Source organism: Streptomyces sp. NPDC102441 (assembly GCF_044765585.1).
Classification (GTDB): Bacteria; Actinomycetota; Actinomycetes; order Streptomycetales; family Streptomycetaceae; genus Streptomyces.
In genome coordinates this window covers 304,463-320,920 of record NZ_JBIWKH010000011.1, presented here as the reverse complement: position 1 = coordinate 320,920, position 16,458 = coordinate 304,463, and the positions used below count along the sequence as shown (strand labels likewise).

Annotated in this window: 16 protein-coding genes and 2 pseudogenes; 9 read left to right on the top strand and 9 right to left on the bottom strand. The window is 69.4% G+C overall.

Going from position 1 to position 16,458, the window contains the following annotated elements; translation table 11 throughout:
- Positions 1 to 80: 80 nt before the first annotated feature.
- Positions 81 to 701 (bottom strand): annotated as a pseudogene (locus ACIREO_RS25285) (FAD-dependent oxidoreductase); the annotation flags it as partial.
- Positions 702 to 746: 45 nt separating this feature from the next.
- On the opposite strand from ACIREO_RS25285, the gene ACIREO_RS25280 reads away from it, so the two are divergent.
- Positions 747 to 1,388 (top strand): TetR/AcrR family transcriptional regulator, encoded by a 642-nt coding sequence (locus tag ACIREO_RS25280; protein ID WP_404114047.1) that lies wholly within the window; start codon positions 747 to 749, stop codon positions 1,386 to 1,388.
- A 96-nt stretch (positions 1,389 to 1,484) separates the two neighbouring features.
- Here ACIREO_RS25280 and ACIREO_RS25275 read toward each other — a convergent pair whose 3' ends face one another.
- Positions 1,485 to 2,045: a putative immunity protein gene (locus ACIREO_RS25275; protein ID WP_404114046.1), complete on the bottom strand. Its 561-nt coding sequence runs from the start codon at positions 2,043 to 2,045 to the stop codon at positions 1,485 to 1,487.
- A complete protein-coding gene (locus ACIREO_RS25270; RefSeq protein ID WP_404114044.1) occupies positions 2,042 to 2,656 on the bottom strand; it encodes a putative immunity protein in 615 nt (204 codons plus the stop codon). The genes ACIREO_RS25275 and ACIREO_RS25270 overlap by 4 nt, the downstream gene beginning before the upstream one ends.
- Before the next feature lie 88 nt (positions 2,657 to 2,744).
- On the opposite strand from ACIREO_RS25270, the gene ACIREO_RS25265 reads away from it, so the two are divergent.
- Positions 2,745 to 3,458 (top strand): MerR family transcriptional regulator, encoded by a 714-nt coding sequence (locus ACIREO_RS25265; protein ID WP_404114042.1) that lies wholly within the window; start codon positions 2,745 to 2,747, stop codon positions 3,456 to 3,458.
- A 124-nt stretch (positions 3,459 to 3,582) separates the two neighbouring features.
- Here ACIREO_RS25265 and ACIREO_RS25260 read toward each other — a convergent pair whose 3' ends face one another.
- The 5 genes from ACIREO_RS25260 to ACIREO_RS25240 all read right to left on the bottom strand — a co-directional run bounded on the left by ACIREO_RS25260 (position 3,583) and on the right by ACIREO_RS25240 (position 6,358).
- The gene (locus ACIREO_RS25260; RefSeq protein WP_404114040.1) at positions 3,583 to 3,843 is read right to left on the bottom strand and encodes a hypothetical protein; all 261 of its coding nucleotides are present in this window, start codon (positions 3,841 to 3,843) and stop codon (positions 3,583 to 3,585) included.
- Positions 3,840 to 4,145 (bottom strand): DUF6247 family protein, encoded by a 306-nt coding sequence (locus ACIREO_RS25255; protein ID WP_404114038.1) that lies wholly within the window; start codon positions 4,143 to 4,145, stop codon positions 3,840 to 3,842. Before ACIREO_RS25255 ends, ACIREO_RS25260 begins: the two co-directional genes overlap by 4 nt.
- A gap of 221 nt (positions 4,146 to 4,366) precedes the next feature.
- Positions 4,367 to 4,720: a hypothetical protein gene (locus ACIREO_RS25250; protein ID WP_404114036.1), complete on the bottom strand. Its 354-nt coding sequence runs from the start codon at positions 4,718 to 4,720 to the stop codon at positions 4,367 to 4,369.
- 237 nt (positions 4,721 to 4,957) lie between these two features.
- Complete coding sequence (locus ACIREO_RS25245; protein WP_404114034.1) at positions 4,958 to 5,671, bottom strand: hypothetical protein; 714 nt, start codon at positions 5,669 to 5,671, stop codon at positions 4,958 to 4,960.
- A gap of 96 nt (positions 5,672 to 5,767) precedes the next feature.
- A complete protein-coding gene (locus ACIREO_RS25240; RefSeq protein ID WP_404114032.1) occupies positions 5,768 to 6,358 on the bottom strand; it encodes a TetR/AcrR family transcriptional regulator in 591 nt (196 codons plus the stop codon).
- Positions 6,359 to 6,411: 53 nt separating this feature from the next.
- On the opposite strand from ACIREO_RS25240, the gene ACIREO_RS25235 reads away from it, so the two are divergent.
- The 6 genes and pseudogenes from ACIREO_RS25235 (at position 6,412) to ACIREO_RS25210 (ending at position 13,265) form a co-directional block, all read left to right on the top strand.
- Positions 6,412 to 7,263 (top strand): NADP-dependent oxidoreductase, encoded by an 852-nt coding sequence (locus tag ACIREO_RS25235; RefSeq protein WP_404114030.1) that lies wholly within the window; start codon positions 6,412 to 6,414, stop codon positions 7,261 to 7,263.
- A gap of 103 nt (positions 7,264 to 7,366) precedes the next feature.
- Positions 7,367 to 8,254, top strand: coding sequence for an NAD-dependent protein deacetylase (locus ACIREO_RS25230; protein ID WP_404114028.1), 888 nt, complete (start codon positions 7,367 to 7,369; stop codon positions 8,252 to 8,254).
- A gap of 347 nt (positions 8,255 to 8,601) precedes the next feature.
- Positions 8,602 to 9,343: pseudogene (locus tag ACIREO_RS25225) on the top strand (IS5 family transposase).
- Positions 9,344 to 9,563: 220 nt separating this feature from the next.
- Entirely contained in the window at positions 9,564 to 11,021 is a 1,458-nt protein-coding gene (locus ACIREO_RS25220) for an amino acid permease (RefSeq protein ID WP_404114026.1), read from the top strand.
- Between the two features lie 66 nt (positions 11,022 to 11,087).
- Positions 11,088 to 11,699 carry a TetR family transcriptional regulator gene (locus ACIREO_RS25215; protein WP_404114024.1) on the top strand — a complete coding sequence of 204 codons (612 nt, stop codon included), beginning with the start codon at positions 11,088 to 11,090 and terminating at the stop codon, positions 11,697 to 11,699.
- Between the two features lie 72 nt (positions 11,700 to 11,771).
- Entirely contained in the window at positions 11,772 to 13,265 is a 1,494-nt protein-coding gene (locus tag ACIREO_RS25210) for an FAD-dependent monooxygenase (RefSeq protein ID WP_404114022.1), read from the top strand.
- A 44-nt stretch (positions 13,266 to 13,309) separates the two neighbouring features.
- On the opposite strand, the gene ACIREO_RS25205 is transcribed toward ACIREO_RS25210, so the two are convergent.
- Positions 13,310 to 13,831 (bottom strand): ATP-binding protein, encoded by a 522-nt coding sequence (locus tag ACIREO_RS25205; RefSeq protein ID WP_404114020.1) that lies wholly within the window; start codon positions 13,829 to 13,831, stop codon positions 13,310 to 13,312.
- Positions 13,832 to 14,214: 383 nt separating this feature from the next.
- Here ACIREO_RS25205 and ACIREO_RS25200 point away from each other — a divergent pair, with 383 nt between their 5' ends.
- Positions 14,215 to 16,449, top strand: coding sequence for an FUSC family protein (locus ACIREO_RS25200; RefSeq protein WP_404114018.1), 2,235 nt, complete (start codon positions 14,215 to 14,217; stop codon positions 16,447 to 16,449).
- Positions 16,450 to 16,458: the final 9 nt, after the last annotated feature.

Here is a 16,458-nt window from a genome sequence, read left to right as displayed (position 1 = left end):
GACACCCCGCAGATAATCGACGCCCTGGACCCGATCAGAGCGCCCCGCCCGGCAGACAAACAACCTCAGCCCGACCACGTCAGCAGCGACAAGGCCGACAGGCGGATGTCGGCCAGCACCGCCTGCTGGGTCCCGGGCCTGCCGGGGAACGGCAGTCCCAGCAGTTTCCGCACCGTGCTGTGACTGCCGTCGCACGCCGCCAGATAGCGCGCACGCACCTGCAGACCGTCTGACGTCACCGTCACGCCGCTGTCGTCCGGCTCGACCCCGGAGACCGGGGTGCCCCGCAGTACCCGCGCGCCGCCGGCGATCGCCCGCTCTTCCAGTACTTCCTCGACCTCCCACTGGGGAATCCCGATCGGGAAGGGGTGTCTGGTCTGCCAGGGGGCGCAGTCCAAGGGCGCGGGCAGGGTCGCGAAGTGCCCGCCCAGCGAATCTCCCGGCGCGGCCCGGTGCAGCAACGGCTCCAGCAGCCCGCGCAATTCCAGTAGCTCAGCGGTGCGGGGCTGGATCCCGCCACCCTTCACCTGCTCGATGCGCTGGGGCAGTTTCTCCAGCACCAGGGTCTCGACCCCGGCCAGCGCCAGCTCGCACGCCAGCATGAGTCCGGTCGGGCCGGCGCCCACGATGACGACCTCGGTCTCGGTCTTCGCCAACACACTCACTCCCCATAATTCCTCACTCGGGTTAAACGTATACATGGTGCAAAAATATCCTCGGAGTAGCTCCTTGCTATCGTGGGTGTCGTGGATGGCAAGCCAGGGCTACGGGAACGAAAGAAGCAGCGGACCCACGCGGCGATCTCCGACGCGGCGATCACGCTGTTCCTCGAACACGGCTTCACCCAGGTCTCGGTGGCCCAGGTGGCCGAGGCGGCTGAGGTGTCAAAACGCACGCTCTTCGCCTACTTCCCCACCAAGGAAGACCTCGTGGTGCATCGCCTGGCCGATCACGAGACCGAACTCGCACGCGTCGTGCGGGCACGCCCGCCTCGTACCGCCCCGCTGACCGCGGTACACGAGCACTTCCTGAAGGGGCTGCGCGAGCGGGACCCGATCACCGGGCTCAACGATCACCCTCAGGTGCTGAGGCTCACCCGGATGATCCTCGACGCGCCCACACTGGTGGCCCGGATGGATCGCTTCAAGACGGGTGCCGAACGCGCGCTCTCGCAGGCGTTGCAGGAAACAGCGGACGCTCCGGAACTCACCGCCAGGCTGGCCGGCGTCCAGATTGTCGCGGTGCAGTGGGCACTGGCACAGGACAACGCCGAACGCATGACGAACGGGGAACCCGCTGACGAACGTTACTCGGGTGCCGTGAAGGACGCCGAGCACGCGTTCGCGCTGCTGGAGAACGGATTGCGCCCTCCGGCCCCGCGGCGGTGAGGTATGGCCCTGCGCACCTTCGACCGAGAGCCTGCACAGGCTACGGGCCGACGGCTGTCGGTGTCGCCGGGGTATTCGTACCCTGCCCCGACGGAGTCAGGCGGACGCGGGCTTGGGGTGTTCTGCCGTGGGGTGTGTCGGCGGACAGTCGAACATCGACCAGCAGATGTCGTTGCGCAGCCGCTGGTCATCGAGTACGAGCTCACGAATCCCCTCCGGGAGCTGCTCGCGCTGCCACTGGCACTCGAGTCGTCCCGCGATCCCGCTCTCGCCGTCCGGTGCTGCTGCACGTGCGGCCTTGATCGCGTAGGCCGCCGCGCCCAGTTCATGCGCGGCGACGTGGGCGACTGCTCCGGCCTGGCCGGCGGCGTACGCGGCGTGCCGCGCCGCCCCGCGCAGATCTCTGGCTGCCCCCATCGCATGGCCGCCCGCCGCGCGCGCCTGCATCATCGTGACCTCGCCACGCGCCCAGGCACGGGCGTGCTCGATCGCCTGGCGCGGCCGCCGATCGCCGGGCTGGGCCGGCTCGAAGAGATCCAGAACGTGCTCCGCACAAGCGGCAGCCCACAGCGCGAGGAGACGGTGATCCGCATCGGTGAGAGTCCCACCACGGCGGATCGTCACGAAGCGGGGGTCGCGGACCTTCGGGAGGATCATGACGTGCACTCCCTTCTGCGAACATCGGCTCCGCTCACCGCGGTGTGCCCTGATGGCCGGTCAGCCGCCCGGCGCAGGGAATGATCCAGCGTGCTCATCAGCTGGGCGACACGACTGCTGCCGCCTGTCGTGAGCGGGTATCGGCAGAGCACATCGATGAGCACCGGTGTGGCACGCTTCCGCGACCGTTCCAGCAGGGCATCCCCGGTCGCGGGATCACCGCCTGCCTCCATCTCCCCGATGCGTGCGGCGCTCGCACAGGCCCGCAGGATGTGACCAACCTGGCCGGCCTGGGCAATGGGGTGCAGATACGCGGCCGATGCGGCGTCACCGGCGGATCGCGCGGCCAGTCGCGCGGCTTCGGACGGTGCGGTGCGGGCGGCTCGATGCGCGTCGAGGGAAGTGACACGCTGCAACTTCGCCCTGCGGGCACCGTTGATGAACACCCAGGCCGCGTCGATCGCCGCACGGGGGCGCGGATCATCGGGAGCAGCCTGCTCGAAGACTGACAGGACGTCCTCTGCGTGCCGAACCACGTAGCGCGCCACGACGCGCAGTTCGTCCGTCGTCAGATCGAAATCTCCGGACACGGTGTGCGTGTTCTGTCCCATGCCCCTGAATCGTATCCTTGAATGCCCGGTGGAGACTCTGCGACGTACTTTCCGCTCATCTGTGTGGAAACCCTCAAACGGAGGTCATGTGCGTCCGGTGGACCTGGCTCGTCGCCATGACCTCTCCACGCAGGCGGTCCGCAACTACGAGGACGCCGGCATCATTCCGCCGGCCCGCCGCAGCCGGACGGGGTATCGGGACTACACCGCCACTCATGCCGCCGGCCTCGCGGCCTACCTGGCGCTCGTCCCTGCCTTCGGCTACTCACGGAGCCGACGGATCATGCATGCCGTCACCGGCGCCCGGCTCGACGACGCGCTGGGGTACATCGACGACGGGCACGCGCTCCTGGCCCGGGACCGCAACACGCTGCGAGCCGTCGAAGCGGCGCTCCCGCATCTCGGAGACGCCACTCCGGATGCGGCGGCCACCACCCGGGCGCCGTACAGCATCGGTGAACTCGCCGGCCACCTCGCGCTCGACCGGGCCACCCTGCGCGCCTGGGAACGCGCTGGAGTCCTCACCCCGCAACGTGACCCGCGCGGGCACCGGCGGTACCTCGCGCGGGACGTGCGCGAAGCCGAACTGGCGCACCTGCTACGCCGAGGAGGCCGCCCCCTGGGCACCATCACCATCGTCCTCGGAGAACTCCGCGACGCCGGCAGCCTGGAAGCGCTGGCCAGGACGCTGGAAGGGTGGTGGCGCGATCTCACGTCCCGCGGAACGGCCCAGCTGTACGCCGCCGGTCAGCTCTCCGTCTACCTCGACGTCCTGGACCGATCCGCGGGAGCAGGCAGCTGAACCGGACCGAGGGGTCACCCGGTGTCGGCGTGAAAGCGTCGGTGCCCGTGAGGCCGCCCGTCGCCGGGGAGCAACGTGATCTCCGGCTCGGTCCCGGTCCGGTCCGCCGTCGGAGGCGTTGTCGTCATCCGAGCCGGACGATGTCCAGAACTGAAAGGTGGCGCAGGGGTCGGTTCGCGACGACGATGACGGACAGCTGGCCGACGGATGCGATACGGATGTCCTCGCCCTTGGGGTCGCCGGCGTCCCACTGGTCGAAGCCCCAGGGGCCGGCCGCAGCGACTTCCAGCACGTCCCACACCGTCTCTTCCGCGTGCTCGGGCAGTTCGGCGAGCACCTTCGCGGCCTGAGCCGAGAGCCGGATCGCGTACGGCCGGCCAGTCACCTCCGCCTGCTCCGGACCTCGTCCATGGTCACGAAACCGGCCTCGTTCCGGCCGGAGGCGAGGAACGCGTCGACTGCCGGGACGGAGGCGATGCGGGCCTGCCAGACCTGGACCACTTCGTACAGCGCGGCAAGGGAGAACGTCTGGCGGGACTCCTCCAGCGCGGCCGCCCACTCCTGCTCGAAGGCCGGCACCCACCGCGCAGCCCGGCGGTCGGCGCGCAGCTGGGCGAGCAGTTCGGCCGGAGCTCCCGGAGTGGGGGCGTACGGCGTGACGGGGACGTGATCAGGCTGCGCGCTCATCGGGCTTGTCCTCCCGGCTGGTCGTCACCCCACGGTACGCGCGCAGACATGCCGTGCATGGGGGCATGGGACAGATACTCGCCTCAGGCTCCCCGGCCGGGTGGTGAGCGGCACTGCCCGGGCAGTGCCGCTCACGCGAGACCGTCGCACCACCAGTTGGGGGGCGCCCCCGGCCGTGCGATGGCCGACTGTTTCCGCACCACTACGAGCCGAGCATCAGCTCAGCGATCGCTGAGGAACACCGAGCGCAGCTTGAGGCGGTCCGTCGCGGGGTTCCCGTGGGGGCGCAGGGTCCAGGAGTCACCCGTGCAGTCGGGCTCGGAGAACACCATGGCCCATTCGTCGGTGTTGTTGTGCGGGGCGAACGAGGGCTCGGAGGCGTCCTCGTCGGCGGTCTCGGGCAGTGTGACGCACTCACGGCTGTCGGGGTCGTGCAGCGTGACCGACTGGGTGGTGCCGTCCAGGTCGGCGTACTTGTAGGAGAAGTCGCCGGTGGCGGCGCTCGCGGAGGTCGGCAGGGCTACGACGAGGGCTAGGGCGCCGAGGACGGCGGCCGTGCTGGTGGGACGGCGCATGGAAGGCTCCTTCACGCAGGCGTGGGTACTGGTCAAGCCTGTCCTGGCGAACTGGCGCGATGGCACACGCTCCGGCGGTTGTCACCTCAACGGGACCCGCAGGAACGTTCTTCCGTAGTCCAAGTGCCGCATCTGCCGGGCCATGGGAAGGGGTGCTCAGCGAGGTGCTCGGGGCCGCGCGACGAAGCGGGCGACCGGTGTCGGCCCTCGACCGGCATCCGGCTGCCGGCGGAGTCGCTACTGGCCGTGCACCCAGATCCGTAGCGGGCCGATCGCCTCGAAGCCATGGCGCAGGGCGGCCGCCAGATCGTCGCCGTGTTCGTAGCCGACCACCGGCAGGCGGGGAAACAGGCGGTGCGCGGCATCGAGTACGACCGGCCAGGCCGCGTCAGGGCCGCCGTACGTTGCGAAGACGTTGGAGATGCCGACCACCTGCTCACTGCGGCTCGCCACCGCGCCGGCAACCACCTGGCCGTCCGCGGACCGTCCTGCGATCACGGACGTGGCCGGGGTGTCCAGCAGGCCGGGCCGGAAGAGGTGCGCGTTGCCGTTCCCGTCGTCCCAGGCCAGTGCCCAGGCGCGCAGCAGATCCGTGTCGGCCACGACGTCCCAGGCCAGATCCGGCGCGGTGGCGGGCTCGCCTGCCGGGCGGTGAATCCATTGCGCGGCGAACAAGATCTGGAAGCCGAATTCTGTCAGGTCGAGATCGGCGAAGCTGTCCTTGACGGAGGCGCCAGGCGTTGTGGTGTCGATACGGGCCGCCAGCGCTGCCGGATCGGCTCCTGGCGCGAGCGTTACCGCGTCGGGGTGGTACAGCGGCGTGCGAGCCGGGGAAATCCAGGACCGGGCCTCGAACGCGCCCGCCGGGCCGTGGGACCGGCTCATCGCCGCACACCACTCGGCGTTGTTTCGGGCGGCGGCTCTGATCAGGAACTCTTGCGGCGTCGTCACGAGTGCGGATCGTGCCCCGTCCCTGCCCCGCCCGTCGAGCGGATTTCCGGTACCCGCATGACGGCACTGCACGGGCCTGTCCCAGGAAGCAGTCGGTCATCGGCCTCCGGTACTGCCGCACCCGGCTTCCCAGGCTGCCTCGATCATCCGGAAGATCTCATGCACCGCGGCCTCCGGGTCGGCTGCCTCGCGGGCCAGCGAGTAGGCGTCGATCACGAACCTCGCGATCGTCCGGCTCACCGTGTCGGTCTGTGACAGTCCGGGATCGGCGGCGATGGCCGTTGCCAGCGTCTCCGCGTGGCGCAGCCTCATCGACTCCTCGTACTTCCGCAGGGCGGGCGTTTCGTCGATCATGCGCCAGATCGGGCCGACACCGTCCGCCGTGCAGTGTTGGACCAGCGCCTGGATCTCGCGGCGCAGCGCGGGGATCAGCGGCTCGTGCGGCGCTCTGGCGGTGACCGCCTGCGTGAGGCGTTGCTCGAAGCCTTCGTCCTGCTCGAACACCAGGGCCTCTTTGGAGGCGAAGTGGGAGAAGAGGGTAGTGCCGGCTACGTCGGCCTCGGCGGCCACTTCACGGATACCCACCGCGTCGTACCCGCGTTCCAGGAAGAGCCGCAGGGCGGTGTCTGCGATCTTCTGGCGGGTCGCGGCCTTCTTGCGCTCACGGCGGCCGGGCGGCGTATTCATGCCCTGACACTATCAGCTGCAAAATCACAACAGATACAAAACACTAACCGTTAGTGCTACGGTTCGCGGCCGAGGAGCCCCACACGGGCCCCGGCCAGATACGCATCGCCGTCCGAGCGGCGGGCGTGAACCCCGTCGACTGGAGGGTCCGTGAGGGGCAGATGCTGAGAGCCCATCCGATCGAACTGCCCGCCGGAGTCGGGCAAGATGCCGCGGGAGTGGTGGACGAGGTCGGGGAGGGTGTCGAAGGGGTCGAGGCCGGCGACCATGTGTTCGGCGAAGGGACCGCCACCTATGCCGAGTTCGCCGTGCTGTCGGCCTGGGCGCGCATGCCCGAGGGCCTGATGTTCGACGAGGCCGCCGGGTACCCCTCCGTGGTGGAGACCGCACTGCGCCTCATCCGCGAGGTCGGTGTGCGGCCCGGACAGACGCTGCTGGTGAGCGGTGCCTCCGGTGGGGTCGGATCGGCGGTGCTGCAGATCGCCCGCGCCCGAGGCATCACGGTGATCGGCACTGCCGGTGCCGCCAACCAGGACTATCTACGCAGCCTGGGCGCCCTCGCCACGACGTACGGCGAGGGCTGGACCGAGCGGGTGCGGCAGCTCGGCCGTGTCGACGCGGCCCTCGATCTGGCCGGCTCGGGCGTGATCCGCGAGCTCGTCGAGCTGACCGGGGACCCGCGGAAGGTGATCTCCATCGCCGATCTCGGTGCGCCGCAGCTCGGTGTGCGGTTCTCGGGGGTGGCCGGAAGTGTGCCGGATGCGCTCGCCGAGGCCGCCGATCTCATCGCGCGGGGAAAGCTCCACATCCCTGTCGAGAAGTCGTACACGCTCGCCGAGGCCGCGGCAGCGCACATCGACAGCCGGTCCGGCCACACGCGTGGGCGCCGGGTCGTGATCGTCTGAGCTGTTGCCCGCACCACCGGCCGTGAGGACCTAGACCCTCGGGCCGCGTGGTGCGTGCGGCGACGGGAAGGGGTGGCGGCGGCCTGTTCCGTACCCTGGGGGCATGCGTATGCGCCCCACTCTGACCTGGATCCCCACCGAGGATCTGCCGCCGGGCACCACGGATCTGGAGCCGGTCGCCGATGCGCTGGGCACCGGCGGCGTGCTGGTGCTCAGCGGGGCGGGCATCTCCACGGAGTCGGGCATCCCCGACTACCGTGGCGAGGGCGGGAGTCTGAGCCGGCATACGCCGATGACCTACCAGGACTTCATCGCCGACTCCCAGGCCCGGCGCAGGTACTGGGCCCGCAGCCACCTCGGCTGGCGGACCTTCGGCCGCGCCCGCCCCAACGCCGGGCACCGGGCCGTGGCGGCGTTCGGGCGGCACGGCCGGCTCTCGGGTGTGATCACCCAGAACGTCGACAGCCTGCACCAGGCCGCCGGCAGCGAGGGCGTCGTCGAACTCCATGGAAGCCTGGACCGGGTGGTCTGTCTTTCCTGTGGGGCCTTCACCCCGCGCCGCGAACTCGCCCGTCGGCTGGAGGAGGCCAACGTGGGGTTCCGGCCGGTGGCCGCCGCGATCAACCCGGACGGTGACGCCGACCTCACCGACGAACAGGTCGGAGACTTCCGCGTGGTGCCCTGCACGGTCTGCGGCGGCATCCTCAAACCGGACGTGGTGTTCTTCGGTGAGTCCGTGCCCCCGCCGCGGGTCGAGCACTGCCGTGAACTGGTCCGCGAGGCGACCTCGCTGCTGGTCCTGGGTTCCTCGCTGACCGTGATGTCCGGGCTCCGGTTCGCCCGCCAGGCGGCCCAGGCCGGGAAGCCCGTGCTGATCGTCAACCACGACCCGACCCGGGGCGACCGTCACGCCGTCACCCGCATCGCGCTTCCCCTGGGGGCGGCCCTCACAGCGGTGGCCGGCCAGCTGGGCATCCCCGTCGACGACTAGGAGCCGTCCGGGCGATCATGCTATTTCCGCCCCACGGGATCCGCGCCGTCGAATTCTGGGGCGAGATGGCCGAGCTGCAGGGTTCGACCGGGGGTGACCATGCCAGATCGCGGCTGGCACGACGACCGCGAGTACCACGATGCACTCCAACGGGCCGAGCAAGCAACGCGGGTCGGCTGGTCAGCGATTGCTGGGACGGCAGGAGCATTGGGCTGTGCATTGATCCTCCTGGTGGCGCTCTGCGTCGTTGCAGTCGTGGCGGGCCTGTACGTAGTGGTGGCTATGCACCACTAACGTCTGCCTTTTGGATCATGTGACTGCTCCATAACCGGCTCGTTGACGTGGGTATGGAGCGGGGAGATCTGAGCGATGCCGAGTGGGAACGGCTGCGGCCGTTCCTGCCAGTCAGCAACGGGCCTTGTGGCCGGTGGCGGGATCACCGGCAGGTGATCGACGGCATTCTGCACCGGGTGCGGACCGGAGTGCAGTGGCGTGACCTTCCTGAGCGGTTCGGTCCATGGAAGGGGGCGAGGCGTCAGAACACCAGGACGAGACGCCGTGGCAGAGCCTCGCCGCCCGCCTGGTGGAGGTGGTGCTGAAGGTGAGGGCTTGGGCCGCTCACGCGGCGGGTTCACCTGCAAACTCCACCTGAGCGCCGACGGTCGTTGCCGCCCACTATCCCTGATCGTCACACCAGGTCAGCGGGCGGACTGCACCCAGTTCAAGCCAGTGCTGGAGAAGATCCGCTTTCCGAAGACCGGCCCGGGCAGGCCGCGCAAGAAGCCGGACAGCCTTGCCGCGGATAAGGCATACAGCAACGGCCCCGTTCGTGAGCTCCTGCGCCTGCGGGGCATCCGCCACGCGACCCCGGAGAAGAATGACAGCGAGGCGGCCCGCCTGCGCAAGGGTTCACGCGGCGGGCGGCCACCAAACTTTGACGGCGAACGGTACAAGAAACGCAACACCGTGGAACGAGCAATCAACCGGCTTAAACAACACCGAGCCGTCGCCACTGGATATGACAAGCGCGGCTACGTCTTCCTCGGCATCGCTACCGCCGCAGCCCTCACTATCTGGCTCCGAACATGATCGACCGGACAAGTCCTAGGCGGCGCAGCCCAGGCGAGTCGGAGTTCGCTTACTTTACTGTGCCGAAACCTCTGAAATACCTCAGATTTGTTTTCGTGAGTCGGGGCGCACTGCCAGAATCACAGGGTTCCTGATCATGCGCCTCAGAGCCATCGCCGGGCACCTCCCCCACGGTCCCGGCCGGGACCGGCCATCTCCCCCTCACAAAGGCAACCCCTCCATGAGTGACGGCAGCCCCACAGCAGCCGGTCAGCTCACCGCTGACACAACGGCGAGCTCCCCCCACGTGGACGCCGGCGACGCCGGTTACAGCAAGGACCTCAAGTCCCGCCACATCAACATGATCGCCATCGGTGGCGCGATCGGCACCGGGCTCTTCCTGGGCGCGGGAGGGCGTCTCGCCGACGCCGGACCCTCGCTCGCCATCGCCTACGCCGTCTGCGGTGTCTTCGCCTTCTTCGTCGTACGCGCGCTGGGTGAGCTGATCCTCTACCGCCCGTCGTCCGGGGCCTTCGTCTCCTACGCCCGCGAGTTCATGGGCGAGAAGGGTGCCTTCGCGGCCGGCTGGCTGTACTTCCTCAACTGGTCCACCACCGCGATCGCGGACATCACCGCTGCGGCGACGTACGCCCATTTCTGGGGTGTGTTCAGCGATGTCCCGCAGTGGATCCTCGCGTTGATCGCCCTCGCCGTGGTGCTCACGGCCAACCTCATCTCGGTGAAGTACTTCGGCGAGATGGAGTTCTGGTTCGCGATCATCAAGGTCGCGGCCCTGGTCGCCTTCATGCTGATCGGCATCTTCCTCGTCGTCACCCAGCATCCGGTGGACGGCCACACCCCGGGCCTGTCCACCGTCTCGGACACCGGCGTCTTCCCCGTCGGCACACTTCCGATGCTGCTCGTGATCCAGGGCGTCGTCTTCGCCTACGCCTCCGTCGAACTGTGCGGCGTCACCGCCGGTGAGACCGAGAACCCCGAGAAGATCATGCCCCGTGCGATCAACTCGATCATGTGGCGGGTCGGACTGTTCTATGTCGGCTCGGTCGTACTGCTCGCACTGCTGCTGCCCTACACCGCCTACTCCGGGGGCCAGAGCCCCTTCGTCACCGTCATGGACAAGCTCGGGGTACCCGGTGCGGCCGGCGTGATGAACCTGGTCGTACTGACCGCCGCCTTGTCCAGCCTGAACTCCGGTCTCTACTCCACCGGCCGCATCCTGCGCTCCATGGCGCTGTCGGGTTCCGCGCCACGCTTCACCGGCCTGATGAACAAGGGACAGGTTCCGTACGGCGGCATTCTGCTGACCGCGGGCTTCGGGGTGCTGGGTGTCGGACTGAACTACGTGGTGCCGGGCCAGGCATTCGAGATCGTGCTGAACTTCGCGTCCATCGGAATCCTCGGCACCTGGGGCATGATCATGCTCTGCTCCCTCGTGTTCTGGCACCGCTCGCAGGACGGCCGGGTCCTGAGGCCCGCCTACCGCCTGCCCTGGGCCCCGTACACCCAGATCGTCACCTTGCTGTTCCTCGTCGGCGTGGCCTTCCTCATGTGGTGGGGCGGCGGCGTGGGCCGGACGACCGTGACGCTTCTCCCGGTGATCGCGGCGGCGCTGGTCGTTGGCTGGTTCCTCGTCCGCGGCCGGGTGCGCGAAATGGCACGGGCCAGGCAAAGCATCTGATCACAACCCATTATTTGCGTGGCACGCAATATTGCGTGCCACGCATTTTCTGTTACCGTGGGGGGCGTGAGCGGCCTTCGAGAACGAAAGAAAGAAGCCACGCGGGCAGCCCTGAGCTGGGCCGCGATCAGGCTGACCGTCGAGCGCGGGCTGAACGCCGTCAAGGTCGAGGACATCGCCGAGGCGGTGGGCGTCTCGCCACGCACGTTCAACAACTACTTCTCCAGCAAGGCCGAAGCGATCGCGTTTCGCTACCTCGAGCGGTCCCTGCGGGTCGCAGCCGAGCTGCGTCACGGACCGCCCGACGAGCCCTTGTGGGAGGCGATCACCCGTGCGGCGCTACGGCAGCTGGAACCCGGCCCTGAGGTGCGGCACATGCCGCCGCAGGAGCCCGCCGACTGGGCGGCGGGCCTGCGGGTGATGCTGGCCGAACCGGTGCTGGAAGCCGAGATGCTGCGAGCCTGCAAGATCGCGGAGAAGGAGCTCGCCTCGGCGGTCGCCGACCGCACGGGCACCGATTCCGGATCCGGCCTCTATCCGCGCCTGGTGGCCGCGAGCGTGATGGCCGCCACCAGCGTCGCGATCGAGCTGTTCGTTCAGGGCGACACGGGAGAGCCGATGGAGGTCCTGCTGCCCAGGGCGCTCGACATGGTGGCCGCCGGACTCCCCACCCCATAGCGCCGCCCTCCCCCGGCCGGGTTTTCCTTCTCTCCCGCCTGCCCTCCTCTGAAGCAACAAAGGAGAATTCTCATGTTTGACGTGGTTATTGTCGGCGCCGGTCCGAACGGACTGATGCTCGCCTGCGAGCTGGCGTTGGCCGGGGTGCGCCCCGTCGTGCTCGAACGTCTCACCGGCCCGAAGACCGAGCCACGGGCGAACGGCCTGGTCGGTCAGATAGTGCGCATGCTCGACCGCCGTGGCCTCTACGCACGCATCAGCGGCTCCAGCGAGCCACCCCGGCCGGCGCCCCGTTACATGTTCGGCGCGTTCACGCTGGATCTCGCGGGCATCGAGGACAACCCCGTGAGCCTGCTCCCGGCGCCGCAGGAGCAGATCGAGAAGGTCCTCGCCGAACGCGCCACAGAACTCGGCGTCATCCTCCGCAGGGGGGAGGAAGTGACCGACCTGCACCAGACCGACGACCTCGTCCGGATCACCCTGGGCGGCGGTGAGACCCTCACCGCCCGCTACCTGGTGGGGGCCGACGGCGGACGCAGCATGGTGCGGCGTCTGTCGGGCATCGGCTTCCCCGGCGTGACCGACGACGACTTCGTCACCCGGTCCGCAAACGTGTCCGTTGCGGACGAGTACGTCGGCCCCGAAGGCGACCTGATCGTCCCCGGCTACGGCAGCCTGCCGCCCCTGCTGTACGTGCGCACCGAGTGCGGCACGATCGTATGGGGTCTGCTGCCCGGCCGTGCGCCCATCCTCCACACCACCGAAACAGGCGGGGCGGCCGAGCAGGACACGCCCATGACCTTCGAGGAGATGCTGGCGAGTGCCGAGCGAGTGCTGGGCGCGCCCGTCCCGGTGGAACCGCCGAAGGGCGACGGGCCGCGTCTGCTCCGCCGTCTGGCCGGCGGAAACACGCGGCTGGCCGAGCGCTACCGGGACGGCCGGGTACTGCTGCTGGGCGACGCCGCACACGTGCACTCGGCGATCGGCGGCCCGGGCCTCAACCTCGGCCTGCAGGACGCGGTCAACCTCGGCTGGAAGCTGGCCGCGACCGTGCGCGGGTGGGCACCCGATGATCTGCTCGACACGTACGACGAGGAGCGACGTCCCGTCGCCGAACGCGTCGTGGCGTCGACACTGTCGCAGTCGGCACTGATGCGCCCCGGGCCGGAGGTCACCGCCCTGCGGACCGTCTTCGGTGAGCTGCTCGCCTCCCCCGGAGGCACTGGACGCATCGCCCACCTGCTCGCCGGCACCACCGAGGGCTTCGCGCCCGACCTCCAGGTGCACACCGGCGGAGGCACCCGTCGGCTGGCAGAGTTGACGACCTCCGCCCGGCCCCTGCTGCTGGACCTGGACGGCGGCTTCGCCGAGGCCGCGAAGCCCTGGCTCGACCGGGTGGACGTCCTGAGCGGCAAGGCGGAGGGCACGGACGCGACCGGACTGCTGCTGCGTCCCGACTGCCACATCGCGTGGACGGGTTACGAGCCGGGCGACGTCAGCGGTCTGCGGGCCGCCCTGACCAGGTGGTTCGGCGAACCGCTGGGGGACGCCCATGAGCCGGAGTGATGGCATGGCAGGGCCGGGGGGGTTGCCGGCCCGCTGCCACAGCCTCAGCTCCTCACGGCCTCGGCGATCCGCAGGGCGGCCTGACCGGGTGTGAGGTGCGTGGTGTCGACGACCTCGGCCTCGTCGTGCAGCCAGGTGCGGGCGGCCTCGGCGTAGGGCTCCAGGTATTCGAGACGGAATGCGGAGGGGCCGAGGACGGTGTCCCCCTCGATGCGCCCGCGGAGGGTGTCCTGGTCGGCGTGGAGAACGAAGTGCCGTAGAGGGATGGCGTGTTGTGCCAGGCCTGCGCTGATCTCGCGCCAGTACTGCTCGACCAGGACGGTCATGGGCATCACCAGGGTGCCGCCGGTGTAGCCGAGTACGTGGCGGGCGGTCTCGACGACGAGCGGCCGCCACGGCGGCCAGTGCTGGAAGTTGCCCGTCCAGGGCAGCCCCGGCGTGATGTCCATGAGCGTCTCGCCGACCTTCTCGGCGTCGAACACCCGTGAATCCGGGATCAGCTGCTGCAGGAGTGCGCCGGTCGTGGTCTTGCCTGCTCCGTGGGTGCCGTTGAGCCATACGATCATGGGATCCGATGCTAGTGCCGCGGCAGGCAATGTTCGCCCGTCAAGGAGCGGCGTTCGGTGCGTGCTCTGGGGGTCCCCCCTGCTCGCAGAGCTTGGGGGAGTGCCGGCCGGAAGTCCTCGTACTGGACGTACTTGGGCTTTCGGCCGGTGCGGCGGAGGGGGCACCTCCCTGCTCGAGCGAAGCCGAGAGCTTGGGGGCGCGTGCCGGGCGTCGCGACGGGGCGGACGTTGCCTGCTGCGGCACTAGCGCCAGACGTCAGGTGTCAGCTGCTCGACCGTTCGTCCTGGGGTCGTCTCGCGTGCGATGCTGAAGGGCACGTGGGATCACGGCGGGTAGCGGAAGAAAGTGCAGGGTGAGGGCAGTGCGGCGGCGGGGCGGGGCCATGGTGTGGGATCGGTTCGCGGCGTCCGATCCGGGACTGCTGCGGCTCACGGCGGGGCTGCGGACCGTCTCGGCGATCGCGCTCACCCTGCTGGTTCTGGCCCTTCTCGGCACCGACGTCAGCCACATGGTCGCCGGTGCGATGACAGCGATGACGGCCACCTTCGCCATCAAGGAGAAGCCGGTACGCGACCAAGCGGTCACGCTGGCCCTCGGCCTGCCGGTCTCACTCGTCGCGATGTCGCTGGGCGCGCTGCTGACTTCGCAGGTCGTCGCGGGCGACCTGTTCTTCATCGCCCTCATCTTCGGTGCCGTCTACTGCCGGCGATTCGGCGAGCGGGGAACGGCACTCGGCCTCATCGGCTTCCAGATCTACTTCCTCTCCCTGTTCGTCGGTGCCTCGACGACTGCCCTGCCGTCGCTCTGTCTGGCTCTGGCCGTCGGATTCGGCTGCAGCGCGGTGGTGCGGTTCGGCGTCGTTCCGGAAACGCCCCGGCGCGTCCTGGCACGGCTGCGCGACGCCTTCCGGGCGCGGCTCGCCCAGCTCGTCTCCGTGCAGATCGAGTTGCTCGACGCCGGCCCCGAGCAACTGGAGAAGGTGCTCGACGACATGCGGCTGCGCACCGCGCGGCTGCACGAGACCGCTCTGCTGATCCAGGGCCGTCTGGAGGAGGGCACACCGGACGCGGACAAGGCGGCGCTGCTGCAACGCCGGGTGGCGGACGCGGAGATCGCCACGGAGCGGCTGGGCATGCTGCTGTTGAACGCCCGCAGCGTGGAGCGCGCGGACACCCTCACCCTGCATCTGCCGCACGCGCCCGTACCGCTCACCGGGGACTGGAGGCCGGCCGATGACGACGCGACCATCGCCCTGCGCCGGGACCTCAAGGCGCTGCACCTTCTGGTCAGCCGTCCGGCGTCGCGCGACGCGGGCACGGCGGTGGCCCACATTCGCAACAGGCTGCTGGGCTACCGCGACGAGGAGAAGCTTCCGTCCGCGCCTTCGGGTATCCAGGACGCCTTTCGCGGCATCGGCGAGGCCGCCCGGTCGGTCCTGGGGCTACGACTCGCGCTGGACGGGCCGCAGGACGAGTCGGACGACTCTCCGGCGACCACGCGTTCCCGTGAGGAGTTCGACGCGGAGGACATCGCGCTCGCGGCCTCGGAGACGTCCGGGGAGAAGGACCGCGCCGGGTTGCAGCGTCCCACCACGAGGGCGGCGTTCCAGGTGGCGGTGGGCTCGGTGCTGGCCATGATCGGCGGTGAGCTCCTCTCCTCCCAGCGCTGGTACTGGGCCGTCCTCACGTGCTGGGTGGTCTTCCTCAACACGGCTTCCACCGGTGAGATCCTTGTCAAGGGATACCGTCGGCTGCTGGGCACTCTTCTGGGAGCCGTCGCCGGTGTCGCGTTGGCGGGGCTGGTCGGTGACCACACCTGGATCTCGTTCGCGCTGGTCCTCGTCTTCATCTTCGCGATGTTCTTCACAGCTCCGCTGTCGTACGCGGTCATGTCCTTCTTCGTCACGGCCATGCTGGGCCTGCTGTACACCCTGCTGAACTCGTACAGCTTCGACGTGCTGGTGCTGCGTATCGAGGAGACCGCGATCGGCGCCGCGTGCGGTGTCATCGCCGCTGTGCTGGTACTGCCGGTGCGCACAGACCGTCGTACCGACGAGCTGCTCGGAACCGTCCTGGAGCGGCTGGGTGAGGTGGTGTCCGCAGCGGTGGAACAGCTCAGCGGTGGTCCCGCGTCCGATCTGCTCGGCAAGGCACGCGGGCTGGACACGGCACTGGACGAACTGCGTGATTCCACCAACCCGTTGACCTATCCGATCACGCCGCTGCGTGGCCGGCGCCGGACCGTCCGCTATCTGGTGGCGCTCCTGGAGACGTGCGCGTATCACGCGCGTTCGCTCGCCGCGACGGCTGAGCTCGTGCCGCACAGCAAGACCGTCGCGGCCGACCCCCGGCTCCACCGGGCCGGGCAGCGTATCGCGCACAACATCGGCGTACTCGCCGCGTACGTCGAGGACGAGGCGGCTCGGGGCGAGGTCGAGTCCGGTGCCAGCATCGCCTCGACGCTGCGGGACGACGGGTCCGGTACCCAGCCGTCCGGCACCGTGACCTTCCGCGTGCTGCGGCACCTGCAGCGCCTGGACGAGGGAGTGGTCGGGCTCGCCCGGCCCCTGGACGTGCCGCTCGCCGACCACACCGGGACGAAGTCCGTACGCGACTGAGTGGCCTGA

What these genes read in the sequence shown, in the direction of transcription:
- ACIREO_RS25275 (WP_404114046.1), bottom strand. Translation starts at nt 2,045, where the DNA reads ATGATCCTCCCGAAGGTCCGCGACCCCCGCTTCGTGACGATCCGCCGT.
- ACIREO_RS25270 (WP_404114044.1), bottom strand. Translation starts at nt 2,656, where the DNA reads ATGGGACAGAACACGCACACCGTGTCCGGAGATTTCGATCTGACGACG.
- ACIREO_RS25255 (WP_404114038.1), bottom strand. Translation starts at nt 4,145, where the DNA reads ATGAGCGCGCAGCCTGATCACGTCCCCGTCACGCCGTACGCCCCCACT.
- ACIREO_RS25250 (WP_404114036.1), bottom strand. Translation starts at nt 4,720, where the DNA reads ATGCGCCGTCCCACCAGCACGGCCGCCGTCCTCGGCGCCCTAGCCCTC.
- ACIREO_RS25240 (WP_404114032.1), bottom strand. Translation starts at nt 6,358, where the DNA reads ATGAATACGCCGCCCGGCCGCCGTGAGCGCAAGAAGGCCGCGACCCGC.
- ACIREO_RS25230 (WP_404114028.1), top strand. Translation starts at nt 7,367, where the DNA reads ATGCGTATGCGCCCCACTCTGACCTGGATCCCCACCGAGGATCTGCCG.
- ACIREO_RS25220 (WP_404114026.1), top strand. Translation starts at nt 9,564, where the DNA reads ATGAGTGACGGCAGCCCCACAGCAGCCGGTCAGCTCACCGCTGACACA.
- ACIREO_RS25210 (WP_404114022.1), top strand. Translation starts at nt 11,772, where the DNA reads ATGTTTGACGTGGTTATTGTCGGCGCCGGTCCGAACGGACTGATGCTC.
- ACIREO_RS25205 (WP_404114020.1), bottom strand. Translation starts at nt 13,831, where the DNA reads ATGATCGTATGGCTCAACGGCACCCACGGAGCAGGCAAGACCACGACC.
- ACIREO_RS25200 (WP_404114018.1), top strand. Translation starts at nt 14,215, where the DNA reads ATGGTGTGGGATCGGTTCGCGGCGTCCGATCCGGGACTGCTGCGGCTC.